The organism is Lachnospiraceae bacterium (assembly GCA_022794035.1).
Classification (GTDB): domain Bacteria; phylum Bacillota; class Clostridia; order Lachnospirales; family Bianqueaceae; genus CALWPV01.
Map to the genome: position 1 here is coordinate 1 of JAAWDX010000014.1, position 19,506 is coordinate 19,506.

Below are 19,506 nucleotides of genomic sequence, written 5' to 3' on the forward strand. Positions count from 1 at the left end.
AGAAGTGGCATTTGCATGTCGGTAGACGTCCAAGCACCAATACATACCAACATGCAGAAGTGGCATTTGCATGTCGGTAGACGTCCAAGCACCAATACATACCAACATGCAGAAGTGGCATTTGCATGTCGGTAGACGTCTAAGCACCAATACATACCAACATGCAAAAGTGGCATCTGCATGCTGATATAAAACAAACCCCAGTACCCATCAACAAGACAACAAGTACTGGGGTTTTTAAAGCAATCCCAACTTTTAATCGTTGCTAAGCTGTGAGGTGTAGAGGTGATAATAAAGCCCCTCTTTTTCCATGAGCTCATTATGGCTGCCGGATTCGGCGATCACGCCATCATTGATGTACATGATGCGGTCACAGTCTTTAATCGTGGACAAGCGGTGCGCAACTACGAAAGAGGTACGGTTTTTTAGCAGCTGCTTAATGCCTTCCTGCACCAACAGCTCGGTGTTGGTGTCGATGGAGGAGGTCGCTTCATCCAGAATGAGGATCTTAGGATCGCTCAGCAGCGTGCGCGCAAAGGAAAGCAGCTGACGCTGACCAGCCGAAAGCATATCGCCTCGTTCATTGATGACGGTGTAGTAGCCTTGTGGCATCTTAGAGATGAAATCATCGGCAAATACCTGCTTAGCGGCGGCGATACATTCCTCATCCGTAGCATCAAGACGGCCATAGCGGATGTTTTCGATGATCGTACCGGAGAAGATAAAGGTATCCTGCAGCATGATGCCCATCTGACTGCGGATAGAACGCAGCGTAGCGCCGGCGATATCGGTGCCGTCGATTTTAACTGCGCCGCTCTTGATGTTATAGAACCGGGAAATCAGGTTGATAATGGTGGACTTGCCGGCGCCGGTAGGACCAACCAGAGCAATGCTCTCACCGGGAGCCACCTGAAAGCTGACATCCTTTAGAATCGGACGGTCCTTCTCATATTCAAAGATGACATGGTCAAAATCAACGCCGCCCTGGATCTGCGGCAGCGGCACCGCGCCCTCCGGATCGGTTACCGTAATCGGCTCATCCATCAGCTGGAAGATACGCTCCAAATAAGAAACAGTATTCACCATCTGATTGTAATAGTTAGAAAGCTGCTGGATGGGGCCCCAGAAACGGTTTGCATAGCTGGTCATAGCCACCAGCATACCCACGGCAATTGCATCGCGCAGATAGATAACGCCAATGATATAGATTAAATAGAAAATTGCTTTAGAAATAACCATCGTGATCGGCCAAATGCTGTGGTTGATCGTAACCGCTCGCAGATACGCTTTGCGGGCATCTGTTGCCAGCTCCTCATTGATCCCATAGTTGACCTCTTCTCTGGCGAAGCTCTGCGTAACGCGCTCGCCGTTGATGCTTTCTGCCAAGTAGGCAGTGAAGTTACTATGCTTATTGGCCTGCAGCTGCCATGCACGGCGCTGCTTACGCTTGATACTAAAGATATACACGCAGAATACCGGCAGGCCGGCAAACACGACCAGCGCCAGCTTTACATTCAGCGACAGCATAAAGATGGCAATCAGAATCAGGCTGATGACCTGCAGGATGACGTTGACAATCCCGTTGGTCAGAAAGTCAGATACGGAGTTTACATAGTTAATCACACGCACCAGGATTTTGCCATGGGGGCGGCTGTCAAAGTAGTCAAACGGCAGCTCCTGCAGATGAGTAAACAAATCGCGACGAATATCGCGGATGATGGCCTGTCCGGCCAGTGCAGAGCACCGGGAGCGGAAGCGGTTGCAAAGCGCCTGAACAACAACGATGACAACCAGAGAAAGACCGGCGATGATCAGGCTGCGGATATCCCGGTTAGGGATCATCTCATCGATGGCATTCGCGGTAAAAAGCGGCATCAAGAGTCCGCAGAGAATGGATACCATGCTAAAGAAGAAGGCACCGAAGAAAAGCTTTTTATAGCGCTTGATGTACTGGAAGCTTCTCATGAGGTGCTTAAAATTAAACTCAGTTTCCAGCGTTTCGTCAACATTATATTTGTTGCGTGCCATTATGCCTCACCTCCTAAGCTTAAATCAGCGGCGGTTGCATAGCCCTGCTGAATGCGGTAAATATTGTAGTAATAGCCCTGTTTTTCAAGAAGCTCCTTATGCGTTCCCTGCTCGGTGATCTTGCCGTCTTCGATGATGAAAATGATGTCAGCATTTTTTACAGACGAGATACGCTGCGCAACGATCAAGGTGGTAGCCTTGACCGGTCTTTGCGCTAAGCGCTGCTGTATGTACTGCTCAGTTTCAAGGTCAACAGCAGAGGTGGTGTCATCGAGAATCAGTACGGGGGATTCCATGGCCAGCGCACGTGCCAGTGCAAGGCGCTGCTTTTGGCCGCCGGAAAGACCCATGCCGCGCTCGCCGACGATGGTGTCATAGCCATCAGGCAGGCGGGTCACGAAGCTGTCGGCGTCGGCATCCTCAGCGGAGCGGTACACGACCTCATTGGGGGCGTCGGGCACGCCGTAAGCGATGTTGGACTCTACGGTATCGGAGAATAGAAATACATCCTGCAGGGCAATGCCGATGCTGCGGCGCAGATCCTGCAGATTGTAGCGGCTCACATCGACGCCGTCAAGCTTGACATGTCCCTTATTGGGGTCGACAAAACGCGTGATCAGGTTGAGCACAGAGGATTTGCCGGAGCCGGTGGGGCCCATGATGCCAACCACAGAGCCGGCGGGAATGTGCATGTTGATATCCTTCAGCACAGTGTTGCCGTCGAAGGTGAGAGAAACATGCTCCAGATCAATGTCGCCGCGGATGTTCTGCGCGGAAACAGGCTGATCGGGGCTGAGAATCTCAGGGGTAGAATCATAAAGCTCATGCACACGTTCACAGCTGACTAAAAAGCGCTGTGTATCGTTGATTAAAAAGCCCAGCTGCTGCATGGGCTCGTTGAGCATCCATGAAAGAGAAGTGAAAATGACCAGATTACCCACGGAAATGTCACCCGTGATGACGAGGAGCGCGCCGATAATGATGGCGCAGGCATTCATGATATTGCCGACGGTCTCCATGATGGGCGAATAGGTGACCCATGCCTTGTTGGCGGTCAGGTTCATATCATAATACTTTTCATTTTCGGTATCAAATTTTTCGATCTCGAATTTTTCGCGGCAGAATGCGCGTACCACGCGGTTACCGCTGATGTTTTCCTGGACTACCGTGTTCAGCTTAGAAAGCTGCTGGCGCGCGGCGCCAAAAATCGGACGTACGGTTTTGCCAAGCTTAATGGCTGTCAGGAGCGCAACAGGCGCCAGACAAAGCTCGATTAAGGTGAACTTCCAGCTGATGGAAAAGAACACGATGAGCACAACAATCAGCATGACGAAGCTTTCAAAGATAGAAAAAGCGACCCAGCAAACAAAGTGGTTGATGGCTTCTACGTCACCGGTGCATTTGTTGATCAGATCGCCGGAGCGGTTCGACATGAAAAAGCTGCGGCTTTGCTCGCCAAGCTTTTTGTAGAGAGCGCGGCGAATTTCAAAGGTAGCACGCTGTGAAGCCTGTTCACGAAAGATATTCGCAATAAAGCGAAGCGTGGAGCGCAGCACGATGAGTCCAAAGGCCAGAAGCGCCAGAGGCAGAAGCTGTCCCATGACGGTTTCGGTGGTGATAGAGGCGTCCTCAAACATAGGATAGAGGATATCATCCACGATCTTGCTGACAATGGTGGGGTCTACAACTGTTAATAAATTAAACAGTAGTGCAAGCGCCCAAGCCGTGAAGAGCTTGTACTTTGATTTCCCTAAAAAGGAAAAAGCCCACTTGATTTGATTCATTATTTATACCTCCATTTTCAAGTGTCACTGTATTTTACATCATTTAAAAAGGCTTGGAAAGAAGTTTTTTAAAGTGTTTTGAATAGTCTATTTAAAAATGGAAAATACGCCCCTATGAATTGAAAGGTTCGTTTAAATTCATGCTGGAAAAAAGCGATGGCCTGCGCTATAATAAGAAAAAATCATATTCTTAGGAGGCACTATGCGGTCGATTAATGTTGGAATCATTGGTTTGGGAGGACGAGGAGAAAGTCTGTTAAAGGGCGTGATTCTGCATATGGATCAGGTACGGGTAGTAGGCGTATGCGATTTGTATGAGGACAGAACGCAGATCGGCTTTGAGGCGGTAAAGGAAGTGCAGCATGAGGAGCCGGTAAAGAGTCAGGATTACCATGATATACTTAAAATAGAAGGACTGGACGCCGTTGTGGTCAGTACCTCCTGGGAGACCCATATTCCGATTGCGATTGATGCAATGAAGGCGGGGGTGCGTCCCGGTGTCGAGGTGGGCGCGGCATATTCTTTGGATCAGCTGTGGCAATTGGTCAGAGTATCGGAAGAGACCGGCGTGCCCTGCATGCTGTTAGAAAACTGCTGCTATGGACGCGAAGAGCTGATGATTAAGGGCATGATTGAAAAGGGCGTCTTTGGTTCTATTGTTCATTGCGAGGGCGGCTATCGCCATGACCTGCGGGATGAAGTAAGCTATGGAAGAGAGAACCGTCATTATCGCAATGCGAACTATAAGCACCGCAATACAGAGAACTATCCCACACATGAACTGGGGCCGATCGCGCAGATGCTGGGAATCCACCATGGCAACCGGATGGTCAAGCTCACCAGCACGGCTTCCTGCGCCAGAGGATTGAATGCATATTTAGCTAAAGAAAAGGGTGCAGAATATGATCTGACAGCATATCCCTTTGCACAGGGGGATGTGGTGACAACGGTGATCACCTGTGCGCATGGCGAAACGATTGTGCTGACGCTCGATACCACGCTGCCCCGTTTTTATTCGCGTGGACTACTGGTACAGGGAACGAAGGGCATGTATATGGAGGATAACCAGTCAATTTTTATTGACGGCGTACATAATGAGGATGACTTTTATTGGGATCGTCAATGGGGCAATGCCAAAAAATACAGGGATGAATATGAGCATCCGATCTGGCAGCAGTATCTAAAAGAAGGTGTGCGCGGCGGACATGGCGGTATGGACTATCTGGTATTAAAAGCATTTTTTGAGAGCGTTGCAGAGCAGACGGAGTCGCCGATTAACGTATATGACATGGCAGCATGGATGAGTATTGGCGTGCTGGCAGAAGAGTCGATTGCCAAAGGCGGCGCGCCGGTGGCGATTCCCGATTTTACGAATGGACGTTGGTTAATGGTTCGCTGATTACATCAGCGAACCATGGAAGTTGCTTGCGCAACATTTTTGAATAGAAAATAGGAAGCTGACTACGTCAGCGAACCATGGAAGTTGCTGGCGCAACTTTCCTGATCGGGCAGCGTCTGTTTGTTTTTGGCAGAGTGAGCAGTTGGTTATTTAGCTCATATCGAAAATTAACTGCCCTTTTTCCTTTTTTCAACGTTGCTACCTAGTCATCGCATCGCTTTTAACGTACCTAATCTGCTATTTTCTACGTTATTTTGGCCTAGTCTAGCACCATCAACGTACTAATCTGCCTGTTTGGCACGTTAAAAGCTATTGTTTCTGATTCGCGTAACGTGCTTATGAGTCGTTAAATACGTTAATTTCCACATTTATTCGCGATTCTAACTACCATTGAGGCGATATAAAAATGGCTGTAGGAAAAAGGATTCAGCAGAGCCAAATGGCCCTCTGAAGAGATATACCGTACACGATTACATATCATAAAAAGGAGGAGAAGATGATTCGATTTGGAACGGGCGGATGGCGCGCCGTGATAGGCGATGATTTTATTAAAGAAAATGTTTATAAAGTAGGGCAGGCCGTATATGAATATTTAAAGAGGCATGATCAGCTGGATAAGCCCGTAGTCATTGGTTATGACCGGCGGTTTCTGTCCAGACAGGCTGCTTCCTGGCTGGCGGAGGTACTTGCAGGAAATGGCGTTTCGATTTTAGCAATGAAGCGGAGCGCGCCAACGCCGCTGACAATGCATATCGTTAAAACGCGCGGACTTCATGCAGGGCTGGAGGTCACGGCAAGTCATAATCCCCCGGAGTATAACGGCATTAAATTCTTTACCGATGAGGGCCGCGATGCTTCGCTGGAGGTCACGCAGGAGCTGGAGGAGATTCTGGATAGTCTGACGCCGGAGGAGATTCATGTTTTGCCATTGGAGCAGGCAGTACAGCAGGGGCAGATCGAATATCTGAAGAATCCTTTTAATCCTTTTATGGATGATATTTTAAGGCAGATGGATACAGAGGCGATCCGCGAACGCGGGCTTCGTATTTTGCTTAATCCTATGCATGGCGCCGGTGTGTATCCGCTGATGGTTATTTTCTATACGACCCGCTGTACGGTAGATCTGATCAATGGAGGGCTCGACGCCTATTTTGGCGGGCATATGCCCGCACCGGAGGAATCTACGCTGAAGGATCTGATCCAGAAGGTGGTGGATGAGAAATATGATCTGGGCATTGCCGTAGACGGCGATGGCGACCGGCTGGGCATTATCGACAGCAATGGCCGTTATATCAGTGCAAATGAAATTCTGGTGATGTTGTATTATTATCTGCATGAATATAAGGGATGGAAGGGGCCGGTGGTGCGCAATCTGGCGACGACACATATGCTGGATGCGGTGGCGGCTTCCTTTGGAGAAGAGTGCTATGAGGTGCCGGTTGGATTTAAGTATATTTCGGCTAAAATTGATGAGGTAGAGGCCGTGCTTGGCGGTGAGTCGTCGGGAGGACTGACGGTGCGCGGGCACATTCATGGAAAGGACTCGATCTATGCGGCTTCGCTTTTTGTGGAGATGATAGCTGTCACCGGAAAGTCGCCCTCGCAGTTTATGGACGAGCTGGTAGAAAAGTATGGGCGCTATGAGATGGTGGAGGCCAACCTGCGGTTTGCAGCGGAGAAAAAAGATGCCATCTATGAGCAGCTGATGGTGAAGCGGCAGCTGCCTGATTTTGGGCGGCCCATCCAAAGGACAAGCTATGAGGATGGCTGTAAGGTATATTTTGCGGACCGATCCTTTATTATCTGCCGGTTTTCCGGTACGGAGCCGCTGCTGCGGATTTTTGCGGAAAGCAATCGGAAGGACACGGCGGCGGATTATATTGAGCGCTTTAAGAAGCTGCTTGGCCTGTAAGGCTGGCAGCAGAAAGAGGATGAAGGCGGCAGGGAGAAAATTCCTGCCGCCTCTTGCATTTTGTGCTGCTTTGAGTATAATAAATCATATGATGCAAAACATTTGATTTAGAAAGGGGCCAGCTATGCCGCCAAAAGCGAAATTTACAAAGGAGGAAATCATTGAAGCAGCCTTTAGCCTTGTTAAAACAGAGGGAATAGAAGCCTTAACTTCCAGAGAGCTGGGATCATACCTCGGCAGCTCGGCGAGACCGATCTTTACTGTATTTAAAAGCATGGAGGAAGTACAGCAGGCCGTGATGGAAGCAGCCAAGACGTTGTATAAAAAATATGTTGATAAAGGACTAAGGCAGGAGCATCCTTTTAAGGGTGTGGGGATGCAGTACATTCTTTTTTCGGTTGAGGAGCCCAAGCTTTTTCAGCTTTTGTTTATGACAGAACAAAAGCTGAGGCCGAATCTATCGGGGGTACTGCCTTTGATCGAGGAAAGCTATCAGGAGATTCTTCTGTCAATTCAGAATGAGTATGATATCAGCGAATCTTTAGCAAAACGGCTGTATCACCACCTCTGGATCTATACGCATGGGATTGCCACGCTCTGTGCTACTCAGATGTGTTATTTTACAGAGGATCAGCTCAGCTCGATGCTTTCAGAGGTATTTCTCAGCATTTTGAAAAGGATGAAGGAGTAAAAACGATGATTGAAGTAAAAAACATTATAAAATCATACGGAAACGGAGCAAGCCGGTTTCAGGTGCTGCAGGGAATCAGTCTGGAGATTAAGGAAGGGGATTTTGTCGTGATTCTCGGAGCCTCGGGTTCGGGCAAATCTACTCTTTTGAATGTGATCTCAGGACTTGAACGCCCCGACAGCGGCAGCGTGCTATATGACGGGACAGATATTACAGCGCTTTCTGATCATGAAGTAACAGCGTTTCGCAGGGAGCAGGTTGGATTCATTTTTCAGCAGTATTATCTGCTGCCGCATATGGATGTGGCTCAAAATGTGAAAATGGGTGCAGATCTGGCGGATAACAAAACGTATAAGGAAATAATCGAAGCAGTTGGGCTTGGGGAGAAGCTGCATAAGTATCCGGGTGAGCTTTCGGGCGGCGAGCAGCAGCGGGTTTCTGTGGCCAGAGCATTAGCTAAAAGGCCTAAAGTGTTATTTCTCGATGAGCCAACAGGAGCGCTCGATGAACAAACGGGGAGGCAGGTGCTGGATTATATCTGTACATTAAAAAATCAACATGCTTTTACAGTTGTCATGGTGACGCATAATCTGAATATCGCGGAGATGGCTAGGACGGTTGTCAAAATGAACAGCGGCAAAATATCGGATATCTATCAAAACGAAATTCAAAAGACGGCTTATGAGATTGGATGGTGATCGTGTGCTGATTAGATTCAAAGATGCCTTTAAGCTGATTGGAATTTCTGTTGTTTTAGGCTGCGCTGTGCTGGTATGCACCATGTTTCTGAATTTTTATTTGGATGTGCAGGCGATTCAAAATGAAATCACATCAGAGCTATCTATGATTTTTTATAACGCGCAGGTATCGACGGCTAAGGTTGTCTGTCTTGTGAGCGGCGGCTGCTTGCTCATTACTTCTGTTATTATGCTTTTGTTTTATATTAGACAGTATATCGAGGCTCATAAAAAGGAGCTTGGCATCTTAAAGGCCCTAGGCTATTCAAATTTAAGGATCGCAAGAAGCTTCTGGGTATTTGGCATGAGCGCCTTGGCGGGAGCGGCCATTGGCTTTGCCGGAGCATTTCTCCTCATGCCGCAGTTTTATGCTTTGCAAAATGAGGATAAAATGCTTCCCGAGATGATGATACAGTTTCATTCGAGCATTCTGCTGTATCTCGTAGGATTGCCAGCCGTGCTTTTGGGCGTGCTTTCCATCGGCTATGCCTGGTATAAATTGCATCAGCCTGTATTGCAGCTTTTAAAAAACAGCGGGCAGTCGGCTGTTTCCCCTAAAAAACATAGGACGCCTCAAAAAAAAGCGCTTTTATTTATAGAGGATTTGAAAAAGGATACCTTACGGTCTAAAAAGGCGCTCGCATTTTTTATGATTTTTGCTTCCTTTTGTTTTTCTGCGATGACGCAGATGTCTTTTAGCATGAAGGATTTGTCAAGTGAAATGATGGGGGTCATGATGCTCATCATTGGTCTTGTCTTAGCATTTACGACCCTATGTCTTGCCGTTACAACCGTGATTCAGGGAAATATAAAGACAATTGCGATGATGAGAGTTTTTGGGTATTCACAAAAGGAATGCTGCCGGGCGATTCTCGGCGGATATAGACCGCTGTCGTATATTGGCTTCATCCTTGGAACAGGATATCAGTATGCGTTGCTCCGTGTTATGGTGGATATTGTGTTTAAAGAGGTGGCGGATATGCCGGCATATCAATTTGACTTTCCGGTTATGCTGGTCTGCTTTGGTGTTTTTGCGGCAACTTATGAGTTTCTGATGCACCTGTATGCTAAAAGAATCAAAAAGGTTTCCATTAAAGAAATCATGATCGAATAATGGAAAGTTTTTTTATAAAAAAGCTTTCCATTGAGGGAGAAGGAAAAGCATTGCTATAATACTTTCATTAAAAGAAGGGAGATGAGAGAATGAGGACAATCATCACAAGACAATTTCAGCAATTAACAGACAGTCAGATGGTCTGGGATCTGCTGGTTGATGCGTATCAGGAGAATGAGGTGAAAGCGCCGTTCTTTGAATATGCGCTTACCTCGAGCTGGGCCGATAAGCGCTATTTGCACCGAAATCGTCTGTGGCTAGAGGAGGGTCTGCCGGTGGCCTTTGTGTTTTATGAATCGCCGGTTACGGATATATATTTTTGCCTGAAAAAAGGGTATGAGGAGCTGGCCGATGAGCTGATCGACTATGCGGAAAATGGTATGCCGGGCAGACCAGAGGAAAAAACACTGAAGCTAAATCCCAAGCAGGAGGCGCTCATCAGGGCAGCAGAAAAAAGAGGATATCACAGAGCCTATATAGAAGAGGAATATGTGATTGATCTGGATCAGTCAGAATTAAATTATGAGCTGCCGGCAGGGTTTCACTTTGTCGATGTGCAGAATGTGGATATGGCAGAGCTTGCGCGCTGTACGTGGAAGGGCTTTAACCATGAGGATAAGGGCGCATTTGAAAACTGGACAGCAGACGATCCGGGCACGACCTGGAATCCGCAAAAAGCTTATCTGGGCATCGAAAGCAGCTCGATGGCGCCGCCGCCTCACGCGACGCATGACCTGAATGTAATCATTGCCAATGAGCAGGGAGAGTATGTTTGCTTTTCCGGCATGTGGTGGGTGCCTCAGAATCAATTGGCGTATATGGAGCCGCTTTGCACGATTCCAGCATATCGGCATAAGGGGCTGGCCGCCGCCGCGCTTTCCAGGCATTATCATAGAATGAAAGCGCTGGGCGCCGTTTGCATGACCGGCGGTGAGAGCCCATTTTATAAAAGCATTGGCTATAACAGAAAGATTCAGGAATACGGCTATCGAAAAACAGCGTTCAAGGAGGGATAAACGATGATGAAGCAGGAGAAACAAAAGCTGCAGGAGTGGCTGCTGCAGAAGATTAAGAAAGAGTATCCGGAGGATATCAGTCTGGTCGTTGTGCATGATCATCTGGTGCTTCCCGGCGATGACTTCAAAAAAGCCTTTGACTATTACGTCCCCGCTACGCCGCGGGGCAATGAGCTGGCGCGCACCATGATCATCCACGAGATCGGGCTGGATCTGTACCCGCGCTCATGGGAGCGGCTTGAGGGCATGGCGCGCATGGAGGATTTTAACACCTGCGTTTTGGCAGACGCGCGCATTATCTACAGCCGTACGCCCGAGGAGGCCGCCCGCTTTACAGCCCTGCAGGCAAAGCTGCGCGCCAATCTGCAGGATCCGGCGTTCATGTATCAGAAAGCCCTCGAAAATCTGGACACCGCCATGGAGCTCTTCAAAACCATGATCTTTAAGGAAGATATGAGCTCTTTGCGGCTGGCCGCAGGATATATCCAGAACTATCTGGGCATGGCGCTGGCGTGCCTCAACCATACCTACCTAAAAAATTCCCAAGAGGATCTGTTAGAGGAGCTTCGCGAGATGCCGCTGCTGCCGGAGGGACTGCTGCCAGCGATGCAGCGCGTGATTTATACGCAGGAGGGCGCAGCGCTGAAGCAGCTGTGTTATCAGCTGATCCGGATGGTGCGCCATCTGATAGAGCAGCATCCGGCGCCCGCAGAGGCGGGAAAAGCTTCTAGTCTGCTGGGATTGGCGGATTGGTACCGCGAGCTGTCGTACACGTGGCGCAGGATTCGGTATTATGCAGAGCGCGGCGATGCGCAGCGCTGCTATCAGTGGGGCTGTATGCTGCAGGAGGAGCTGAATGTGGTGAGCGCGGAGTTTGGGCTGGCGAGCATGGACCTATTGGGATGCTATGATCCTGCACATCTGACAGATTTTGCGGAGAAGGCGGATGAGCTGGAGGCGCAGATTGAGGAGGTGCTGCAGGCGCAGGGTATGGCGCCTGTCCACTATGCCTGTGTGGATGATTTTATTAAAGATGAGCAGACGATATAAAAATGCGGCGGATATTCTGCCGGATGATCTGCTGAAGCAGCTGCAGCAGTATGCGGCGGGGGATATCCTGTATGTACCGTCGCCGGAGAAGAGAAAGCCGTGGGGCGCAACGGGCACGCGGCAGTTTTATCTGCAGCGCAACGAGGAGATCCGGAGGCTTTATGCCGGCCGGATGTCAATTGCAGAGCTGGCAGAGCGATATGGCCTCTCGGCGGAGACTATTCGCAAGATTATTTATCAGTAAAAACAGGGCTTGACTCTGACGCTGCGTGATAGCATATACTATGGGCACACGAGGAGGGAGAGCAGATGCGGACAGTAAAGGAAGTCAGTAATTTAACAGGTGTCAGTGTGCGCACACTGCATTATTATGATTCGATTGGCTTGCTGAAGCCGGCGGAGGTTACGGAGGCGGGCTACCGGCTGTATGACGATACGGCGCTGGAACGCCTGCAGCAGATTTTATTGTTTCGTGAGCTGGAGTTCCCGTTAAAGGAGATCAAGGAGATCCTGGAGAGCCCGAATTTTGACCGCAGCAGGGCTCTGGAGCAGCAGATTACGCTGCTGACGCTCAAAAAAGAGCATCTGGAAAATTTGATCGATCTTGCTCGTGGAATTAAAGCGATGGGAGTAAGCAAAATGGATTTTAAGGCATTTGATACCAGAAAAATTGATGCGTATGCCGCGGAGGCCAAGGCTGCGTACGGACACACAGCTCAGTACCGGGAGTTTGAGGAAAAGTCCAAGGGCCGTACAGCGGAAGAAACGCAGCAGATCAATCAGCAGATGATGCAGGTGTTTACCGAGTTTGGCAGTATGCGTCAGCTTTCGCCGGAAGCGGAGAGGGCGCAAAAACAGGTGAAAAAATTGCAGGCGTTTATCACAAAGAATTTTTATACCTGCTCGGATGAAATTTTATATGGGCTTGCTAAGATGTATGCCGGCGGTGGAGCCTTTACAGAAACGATTGATACGGCCGGCGGAAGCGGTACAGCGGAATTTGTCTACCAGGCAGTGAAGCGGTACTGCGGAAAATAACAGCAAAGAGGATGCCTCTGAGAGACATCCTCTTTTTTGTTTATGTGCTTCTGATAGATTATTTTAAGAATGGGAAGGATCCGACAATGGGCGCATCCTTGGCTTTGCCATTGGCAACCTGGAAAAAGCAAATGATCTTTACGACAAAGATAATGCCCATGCAGATAACGCCGGCAATCGGAATTAAGATGGTCCAGCACAGTACTAGGCTGATGATACCAATCAGCATGGTGATGATCTCCAGCTTCAGTGCCTGACGGGAATGGAAGCTGGCATACGGTGAATCGGAAGCAGCCAGCAGAGAAATGATAATGCCCATCGTGCCGAGCAGATAAGCCGCCATAGCGGTGACTTTGTTTTTAGAAATATCCTCTGTCGTATAATCAGCGGTGTGATCGTTGCTGGCATATACGGGAGGAGCCTGATAATACTGCTGATACCCTTGCTGAGCATTGTTTTGGAAGCCCTGCTCATTGGTCTGCTGTGTCCGAGGTCCGGACTGAGGGGGCGTCTGCTGTGTAGTCTGCTCTGAAATCTGAGATTCCGGCGCTGTCTGGGGCTCCGGTGCTGTTTCGGTCGCCGCCTGTTTCATGGAAGCTCCGCATTGCGGGCAGAAAGCCGCCTCGTCAGAAACCTGTGCACCACATTTTGTACAAAAAGCCATATGTATCATCCTTTCGTAACCGGTTCTTGATTAAAAAAGAGACCGGAAATTGATTATTGTTGATAGAAAGTATAAAACAATTTGTTAAAGTTGTAAATAGTAAATTAAATAAAGATTTGCTTAAGATTTGTTTAGGAGAAAGGGAGGAGGGACCCTATTTCACTGCTTCCCTGACCGAGCGGCAAAGCCGCGTGATGTCATCCCATTTTTTCTCCTTTACCAGCGCATCAGGAGCCATGAAGCTGCCGCCGACAGCCAGTACATTGGCGAGCGCCAGATACTCATGCATATTCGAGGCATTCACGCCGCCCGTCGGCATAAAGCGGATACCGGCATACGGACCAGCCAGCGCTTTCAGCGTCTTTACGCCGCCGTACGCCTCAGCCGGGAAAAACTTGCACACCGAAAGACCGAGCTCAAGCGCCATTTCCAGATCAGAAGGGGTTACCGTTCCCGGAATCACCGGAACGCCCTGCTCCTGACACCAGCGCACGACCGAAGGATTGAGCCCCGGCGTCACAATAAAGCGCGCGCCGGCCCGAACGGCCTTTTCTGCCTGCATGGTAGTATGCACGGTGCCCGCGCCCACCAGAACCTCCGGAACCTCGCGGCTCATGCGGGCGATAGTTTCTTCCGCCGCCGCCGTGCGGAAAGTCACTTCCGCGATCGGAATGCCGCCGTCTGCCAGAGCCCGGGCAAAGGGAGCCGCATCCTTAGCGTCGTCCAGTACCACGAGGGGCACAAAGCGGATGGTTTCAAGGACAGATATGATATCAGACATGAGCTTCAGCCTCCTGCATAAATTGTCTTAGCTGCTGCCGGTTAGGAAGCCCGGTGTTGTCGCCGCGGCTCATTACCTGCAGCGCACCGATCGCATTGCCGCGCCGCGCTGCTTCGTCTAAGGTAGCGCCCTCCAGCAGAGCGCTGATCAGTCCGGCGGCAAATCCATCGCCGGCTCCCACGGTGTCCACGACTTTTTCTACGGCGAAGCCGGGGATGAGGGAATGGTGAGCCGAATCAGCCACATAAGCGCCGCGGCTTCCGAGCTTGGTGATTACAGCGCCGGCACCCCGCTGCAGATAAAAATCGCTGATCATCTGGGCGTTGGCACTGCCGCAGAGAATCTCGCCCTCGCCCTCACCGGGCAGAACATAGTCGGCTTTAACCGCCAGCTCATTTAAGGTAGAGACCATCGTCTCCTGATCGGGCCAAAGCTGCGGCCGTAGGTTTGGATCGAAGCTGATCTTGGCGCCGGCCCTACGCGCCTTTTGTACGGCGTAGAAAGCGGCTTCGCGCGTGCTTTCAGAAAGGGCGGGGAAGATACCGGTCAGATGCAGCAGAGAACAATGAGAAAAATCAATTGCATCAATATCTGCGCAGGAAAGCGTGGAAGCGGCGGAGTTCTTACGATAGTAGAAGATCTCGGGATCGCCGCTAGAGACAAGGCTTTTTAGCATGAAGCCGGTCGTATGGGACGAGCTGTAGCGAATCAGTTGTGTGCCGATCTGGTTATCGGCCAGACAATGAGCAACAACGCGTCCAAACGGATCGGAGCCCAGCTTGGTCATATAAGTAACGGCATGCTCCAGCCGGCTCAGGCCGATGGCTACGTTAAGCTCCGCCCCAGCAACAGCAAGGGAGTAGCCCGTAGCCTGATCCAGCGGGCCCTCGCTCTGCGCCATCAAAAGCCCCATCGGCTCGCCGATTAAAATAACACCCTTTTTCATAGGAAATGCATCCTCCGTTTCAAAATATAAGGGTATTATATTGCATTTAGCAGGCGACTGCAAGAGGAAATAGGGACAGGCAGATTATAGATAATACAGGAGCTGCGTATAGGTGGGCAGCGGCCAATCGGCGGCAGCCACCAGCTGCTCAGCCTGATCGGCATCAGCGCGGAGCGACGCCATAGCAGGCAGTACAGTATCCCGATAATAGGCGGCCTGCTCAGAGAGAGAGGGCAGCTGCTGACTGCTCTGCAGAGAAGATTCGAGCGCCTCCAGCTTGCTCAGGAAGGAGGCCGACAGGTCAGAAAGCTGACGGATCAGCGAGAGCTCCGAATCGCAGGTGAGCGAGGCGGAAAGAGCCTTTTTGTCCAGAGCCGCCTTGGTGAGCTTATGCGTGTACTGCAGCACAGCCGGAAGGATCTGATGGCGCGCCATATCCACCATAATGCGCCCTTCGATGAGAATCTTTTTGCAGTATTCCTCCATGAGGATTTCATAGCGGGAATGGATTTCAGAGACCGTAAAGATTTTATGCTTGGTGAACAGCGCTATGTTTTTCTGGGCAATAAAGGGGGCGATTGCCTCTGCCGTACTGGAGAGGTTCAGAAGACCGCGGCGCTCTGCCTCCTGCACCCATTCTTCGGAATAGTTATTGCCGTTAAAGATGATGCGGCGGTGCGCGGCGATATTTTCTTTGATCAGCTGCTGCAGAGCGGCATTAAAATCATCCGCGGCCTCTAGCGCATCGGCAAATTCCGTTAAAGCCTCTGCCACAATCGTGTTTAAAATGATGTTGGGGCCGGCGATGGAAAGGTCGGAGCCCAGCATACGAAACTCAAATTTATTGCCGGTAAAGGCAAAGGGCGAAGTGCGGTTGCGGTCGGTTGTGTCTTTGGGGAAGCGGGGCAAAATATGGACGCCCACCTTCATGACCTCGCTGGAACGCGCATCATAGCTGGAGCCCTGCTCGATAGAATCCAGAATGCCTGTGAGCTCATCGCCTAAAAACATAGAGACAATCGCGGGAGGCGCCTCTTGTGCGCCGAGCCGGTGGTCATTGCCGGCGCTGGCGACCGACATGCGCAGCAGATCCTGATACTCATCCACTGCCTTGATCACAGCCGTTAAGAAGAGGAGAAATTGTGCGTTATCCTGCGGAGAATCGCCCGGCTCCAAAAGATTCATTCCGGTATTGGTGGAGAGGGACCAGTTATTATGTTTACCGCTTCCATTTACGCCGGCAAAGGGCTTTTCATGCAGCAGGCAGGCCAGACCGTGGCGGCGCGCTACCTTTTTCATCGTTTCCATCGTCAGCTGATTATGATCGGTGGCTAGATTGGTATTGGTAAAAATGGGAGCCAGCTCATGCTGCGCAGGCGCTACCTCATTATGCTCTGTTTTGGCATAGATGCCAAGCTTCCAGAGCTCTTCATCCAGCTCCTTCATAAAAGCAGCCACGCGCGGCTTGATACTGCCAAAATAGTGGTCGTCCAGCTCCTGGCCTTTGGGAGGCATGGCGCCGAACAGCGTACGGCCGCAGAGGCGCAGATCCTCACGCTGCGCATACAGATCCAGATCAACCAAAAAATATTCCTGCTCTGGACCAACAGTGGTGATCACGCGTGATACATCGGTGTGGCCGAATAGACGCAGGATGCGAAGCGCCTGCTTGTTGAGCACCTCCATAGAGCGCAGCAAAGGCGTTTTTTTATCGAGGGCCTCGCCGCTGTAAGAATAAAAAACAGTAGGGATGCAAAGCGTCCCGTCTTTGATGAATGCATAAGAAGAAGGATCCCAGGCGGTATAGCCCCTAGCTTCAAAGGTGGCGCGCAGGCCGCCGGAGGGAAAGCTGGAGGCATCGGGCTCGCCCTTAACAAGCTCCTTGCCGCTGAACTCCATGATCACGGCGCTGTCGCCCTGCGGCGTAATGAAGCTGTCGTGTTTTTCAGCAGTAATGCCGGTCATGGGCTGAAACCAATGAGTAAAATGCGTGACGCCCTTTTCGATAGCCCAATCCTTCATTGCGTTGGCAACAACGTTAGCAATGTCCGGATCCAGATGCTTTCCTAATTCAATAGTTCGGCGCAGCGCCTGATAAGTGGTTTTGGGCAGGCGTTCCTTCATGACACGATCATTAAAAACCATCGTACCAAAGGTTTCGGGTACAGATACAAAGTTCATAGCGATTCCTCCATTTCAAAGCATGTATACTCTTCATATAAAAAGGCGCGGCAGAGAAAACCCTGCAGCGCCTTTGCTGTATCTGCCAGAGAGTATAGCGATAATTTGCAGGATTGTCAATAGAAAATTGCAAAAAATAGAAAAAGCGTTGACAGGACAAAACGAAGGTGCTATAATACCAGCCAGTAGACAAGGACGTCTATGGGTAGGCCTTTGGAGGAAGGGCACTCATAGACGCTTTTTTTATAGATGAAATGGAGAAAGCGATGAAACAAACCGAACAGGAGCTGCTGCAGTTTGTGCAGGAGCATGATGTGAAATTTGTCAGATTGGTTTTTTGTGATTTGTTTGGACGGCAGAAAAATATTACGATCATGGCGCAGGAGCTGCCCAAAGCCTTTGCCTATGGCATTTCCTTTGACGGCTCCGCCGTCCTCGGATACGCGACTGTGGAGTGCTCGGATTTATTTTTGGTGCCGGATTGTTCCACCGTCGTCATTCTGCCATGGGAAGAAGAAGCCGGCCGTATGGTGCAGATGTTTTGTGATATTAAAAGGCCGGATGGCAGCGATTTGGAGGAGGCGCCCAGAACGATTCTGAGAAAAGCCGTGCAGCGTGCCGCTAAGCTGCGGTATATCTGCCGCATTGGGACAGAATGTGAGTTTTATCTGTTAAAAACAGAAGAGGGAGCGCCTCTTTTAAAGCCGATGGATCAGGGAAGCTATGCGGATACCACGCCGCTTGATCAGGGCGATTTAATCAGAAGAGAAATCTGTACAGCGCTGGAGGCGCTTGGCATGAAGCCGGAAAGCGCCCATCATGAGAGAGGCAAGGGCCAGAATGAAATCGATTTTCGCTATTCCGATGCGCTCACGGCGGCCGACAGCTTTATGACCTTCAAGTGGGTGGTCAAATCCGTTGCCCATCGGCACCAGCTTTTTGCCAGCTTTCTGCCCAAGCCCTTTTGGGAGGACAGCGGCAACGGGCTGCATATCAATCTTTCTCTGGCGCAGGGCGCGCAAAATCTGTTTCAAACGGGAGATCAGCATAACCCCTATGCGGAGAGCTTTATTCAGGGAATTTTGGATCATGCCGCCGAGATCACAGCCTTTTTGAATCCCATCAACAATTCCTATTGCCGGCTGGGCTGCTTTGAAGCGCCGCGCTATGTCACGTGGTCGCATCAGAACCGGTCACAGCTGGTGAGGATTCCGGCCTCCTCCGGCGAATACAGCCGCATGGAGCTGCGCTCAGCGGATCCGGCCTGCAATCCCTATCTGGCCTTTGCGCTGCTGATTCATGCCGGCATGGAAGGTGTGGAGCAGGGAAAGAAACTGGAGCCGCCCTGCAATCGTAATTTATATGAGGTTAAAGAAGAAGAGGGACTTCCGCTTTTGCCGCGCAATCTGCGGGAGGCCATAGACATAGCAAGGGAAAGCGAGTTTATCAAAAAGGTACTGCCCGAATCGCTGCGGCAAAAATATTTTGCGCAGCAGGAGAGATGGTGGCGGGAATACGGCAATGAAAATCTGAAAGAAGAAATTGCCGCGAATCTGTTAATTTATTAAAGAAATAGATAAGGAAGAGCAGCGCATGGAAAAGGTTTTACTGGTCTCTCACGGAGAAAAAAATCGGGATATTTTCACGCAGCTGTTGGCTGAGTGCGGGCTGACAGAGGTTTATATAGCCAAAAACACAGTGCAGGCCAGACGGCTTCTGGCAGAATATGAGTTTGCGCTTGTGCTGATTGTCTCGCCGCTGTCGGAGGAATATGGCTGTGAGGTTGCTAAAACGGCAGCGAAAACAACGGCCGGCGTGATGCTGATTGTGAAAAAGGATCACGCGGAGGAGATGACAGAGAAGATGGAGCCGGAGGGCATTTTGGTATTCACACCGGGAATGGGCAAGGGCTTTTTCCGCCATGCGGCGAAGCTGCTTCTCGCTGTGCATCAGCGGCTTGTCAAAACCATGCCGCAGCAGGCCAAGCTGGAACAGAAAATCGAAGATATCCGACTGGTAGGCAGAGCCAAATGCCTGCTGATTCAGTATGAAGGCATGACAGAGGAGGGCGCGCACCGCTACATTGAAAAGGAGGCCATGAACCGGCGCATCACGCGGCGCGAAATGGCTGAGACCATATTGCAGAGCTATGAAATAGAATAAAC

The 19,506-nt window shown here is 50.2% G+C and carries 17 protein-coding genes; 11 read left to right on the plus strand and 6 right to left on the minus strand.

The window, feature by feature from the left end:
* Window positions 1-255: 255 nt before the first annotated feature.
* Both HFE64_10425 and HFE64_10430 read right to left on the minus strand, forming a co-directional pair.
* A complete protein-coding gene (locus tag HFE64_10425; GenBank protein MCI8633878.1) occupies window positions 256-2,028 on the minus strand; it encodes an ABC transporter ATP-binding protein in 1,773 nt (590 codons plus the stop codon).
* Complete coding sequence (locus HFE64_10430; GenBank protein MCI8633879.1) at window positions 2,028-3,812, minus strand: ABC transporter ATP-binding protein; 1,785 nt, start codon at window positions 3,810-3,812, stop codon at window positions 2,028-2,030. Before HFE64_10430 ends, HFE64_10425 begins: the two co-directional genes overlap by 1 nt.
* A 202-nt stretch (window positions 3,813-4,014) precedes the next feature.
* Between HFE64_10430 and HFE64_10435 the strand changes: the two genes are divergently transcribed.
* The 9 genes from HFE64_10435 (at window position 4,015) to HFE64_10475 (ending at window position 12,769) form a co-directional block, all read left to right on the plus strand.
* Window positions 4,015-5,211, plus strand: a complete 1,197-nt coding sequence (locus HFE64_10435; protein ID MCI8633880.1) for a Gfo/Idh/MocA family oxidoreductase — start codon at window positions 4,015-4,017, stop codon at window positions 5,209-5,211.
* A 496-nt stretch (window positions 5,212-5,707) separates the two neighbouring features.
* On the plus strand, window positions 5,708-7,123 hold the full coding sequence (locus tag HFE64_10440; GenBank protein ID MCI8633881.1) for a phosphoglucomutase/phosphomannomutase family protein: 1,416 nt from the start codon (window positions 5,708-5,710) through the stop codon (window positions 7,121-7,123).
* 124 nt (window positions 7,124-7,247) lie between these two features.
* The gene (locus HFE64_10445; GenBank protein MCI8633882.1) at window positions 7,248-7,814 is read left to right on the plus strand and encodes a TetR/AcrR family transcriptional regulator; all 567 of its coding nucleotides are present in this window, start codon (window positions 7,248-7,250) and stop codon (window positions 7,812-7,814) included.
* 5 nt (window positions 7,815-7,819) lie between these two features.
* Window positions 7,820-8,512 carry an ABC transporter ATP-binding protein gene (locus HFE64_10450; GenBank protein ID MCI8633883.1) on the plus strand — a complete coding sequence of 231 codons (693 nt, stop codon included), beginning with the start codon at window positions 7,820-7,822 and terminating at the stop codon, window positions 8,510-8,512.
* Window positions 8,513-8,516: 4 nt separating this feature from the next.
* Window positions 8,517-9,665: an FtsX-like permease family protein gene (locus HFE64_10455; GenBank protein MCI8633884.1), complete on the plus strand. Its 1,149-nt coding sequence runs from the start codon at window positions 8,517-8,519 to the stop codon at window positions 9,663-9,665.
* An 89-nt stretch (window positions 9,666-9,754) separates the two neighbouring features.
* Entirely contained in the window at window positions 9,755-10,681 is a 927-nt protein-coding gene (locus HFE64_10460) for a GNAT family N-acetyltransferase (GenBank protein MCI8633885.1), read from the plus strand.
* 3 nt (window positions 10,682-10,684) lie between these two features.
* Window positions 10,685-11,731, plus strand: coding sequence for a hypothetical protein (locus HFE64_10465; GenBank protein ID MCI8633886.1), 1,047 nt, complete (start codon window positions 10,685-10,687; stop codon window positions 11,729-11,731).
* On the plus strand, window positions 11,715-11,975 hold the full coding sequence (locus tag HFE64_10470; GenBank protein ID MCI8633887.1) for a hypothetical protein: 261 nt from the start codon (window positions 11,715-11,717) through the stop codon (window positions 11,973-11,975). Before HFE64_10465 ends, HFE64_10470 begins: the two co-directional genes overlap by 17 nt.
* Window positions 11,976-12,040: 65 nt before the next feature.
* On the plus strand, window positions 12,041-12,769 hold the full coding sequence (locus HFE64_10475; GenBank protein MCI8633888.1) for a MerR family transcriptional regulator: 729 nt from the start codon (window positions 12,041-12,043) through the stop codon (window positions 12,767-12,769).
* Between the two features lie 58 nt (window positions 12,770-12,827).
* On the opposite strand, the gene HFE64_10480 is transcribed toward HFE64_10475, so the two are convergent.
* The 4 genes from HFE64_10480 to HFE64_10495 form a co-directional block, all read right to left on the minus strand.
* Window positions 12,828-13,433 (minus strand): zinc-ribbon domain-containing protein, encoded by a 606-nt coding sequence (locus HFE64_10480; protein ID MCI8633889.1) that lies wholly within the window; start codon window positions 13,431-13,433, stop codon window positions 12,828-12,830.
* Window positions 13,434-13,587: 154 nt separating this feature from the next.
* The gene (locus HFE64_10485; GenBank protein ID MCI8633890.1) at window positions 13,588-14,214 is read right to left on the minus strand and encodes a bifunctional 4-hydroxy-2-oxoglutarate aldolase/2-dehydro-3-deoxy-phosphogluconate aldolase; all 627 of its coding nucleotides are present in this window, start codon (window positions 14,212-14,214) and stop codon (window positions 13,588-13,590) included.
* Window positions 14,207-15,160, minus strand: coding sequence for a sugar kinase (locus HFE64_10490; protein MCI8633891.1), 954 nt, complete (start codon window positions 15,158-15,160; stop codon window positions 14,207-14,209). The genes HFE64_10485 and HFE64_10490 overlap by 8 nt, the downstream gene beginning before the upstream one ends.
* Before the next feature lie 84 nt (window positions 15,161-15,244).
* Complete coding sequence (locus HFE64_10495; GenBank protein ID MCI8633892.1) at window positions 15,245-17,341, minus strand: glutamine synthetase type III; 2,097 nt, start codon at window positions 17,339-17,341, stop codon at window positions 15,245-15,247.
* A 266-nt stretch (window positions 17,342-17,607) separates the two neighbouring features.
* Between HFE64_10495 and HFE64_10500 the strand changes: the two genes are divergently transcribed.
* Together HFE64_10500 and HFE64_10505 are read left to right on the plus strand one after the other, a co-directional pair.
* Window positions 17,608-18,909 (plus strand): glutamine synthetase, encoded by a 1,302-nt coding sequence (locus tag HFE64_10500; GenBank protein ID MCI8633893.1) that lies wholly within the window; start codon window positions 17,608-17,610, stop codon window positions 18,907-18,909.
* Window positions 18,910-18,934: 25 nt separating this feature from the next.
* Window positions 18,935-19,504 (plus strand): ANTAR domain-containing protein, encoded by a 570-nt coding sequence (locus tag HFE64_10505; GenBank protein MCI8633894.1) that lies wholly within the window; start codon window positions 18,935-18,937, stop codon window positions 19,502-19,504.
* Window positions 19,505-19,506 lie beyond the last annotated feature (2 nt).

Coding starts and splice junctions, on each gene's coding strand:
- HFE64_10465 (MCI8633886.1), top strand. CDS start 10,685: ATGATGAAGCAGGAGAAACAAAAGCTGCAGGAGTGGCTGCTGCAGAAG.
- HFE64_10425 (MCI8633878.1), bottom strand. CDS start 2,028: ATGGCACGCAACAAATATAATGTTGACGAAACGCTGGAAACTGAGTTT.
- HFE64_10490 (MCI8633891.1), bottom strand. CDS start 15,160: ATGAAAAAGGGTGTTATTTTAATCGGCGAGCCGATGGGGCTTTTGATG.
- HFE64_10475 (MCI8633888.1), top strand. CDS start 12,041: ATGCGGACAGTAAAGGAAGTCAGTAATTTAACAGGTGTCAGTGTGCGC.
- HFE64_10470 (MCI8633887.1), top strand. CDS start 11,715: ATGAGCAGACGATATAAAAATGCGGCGGATATTCTGCCGGATGATCTG.
- HFE64_10440 (MCI8633881.1), top strand. CDS start 5,708: ATGATTCGATTTGGAACGGGCGGATGGCGCGCCGTGATAGGCGATGAT.
- HFE64_10480 (MCI8633889.1), bottom strand. CDS start 13,433: ATGGCTTTTTGTACAAAATGTGGTGCACAGGTTTCTGACGAGGCGGCT.
- HFE64_10435 (MCI8633880.1), top strand. CDS start 4,015: ATGCGGTCGATTAATGTTGGAATCATTGGTTTGGGAGGACGAGGAGAA.
- HFE64_10485 (MCI8633890.1), bottom strand. CDS start 14,214: ATGTCTGATATCATATCTGTCCTTGAAACCATCCGCTTTGTGCCCCTC.
- HFE64_10450 (MCI8633883.1), top strand. CDS start 7,820: ATGATTGAAGTAAAAAACATTATAAAATCATACGGAAACGGAGCAAGC.
- HFE64_10495 (MCI8633892.1), bottom strand. CDS start 17,341: ATGAACTTTGTATCTGTACCCGAAACCTTTGGTACGATGGTTTTTAAT.
- HFE64_10500 (MCI8633893.1), top strand. CDS start 17,608: ATGAAACAAACCGAACAGGAGCTGCTGCAGTTTGTGCAGGAGCATGAT.
- HFE64_10445 (MCI8633882.1), top strand. CDS start 7,248: ATGCCGCCAAAAGCGAAATTTACAAAGGAGGAAATCATTGAAGCAGCC.
- HFE64_10430 (MCI8633879.1), bottom strand. CDS start 3,812: ATGAATCAAATCAAGTGGGCTTTTTCCTTTTTAGGGAAATCAAAGTAC.
- HFE64_10460 (MCI8633885.1), top strand. CDS start 9,755: ATGAGGACAATCATCACAAGACAATTTCAGCAATTAACAGACAGTCAG.
- HFE64_10505 (MCI8633894.1), top strand. CDS start 18,935: ATGGAAAAGGTTTTACTGGTCTCTCACGGAGAAAAAAATCGGGATATT.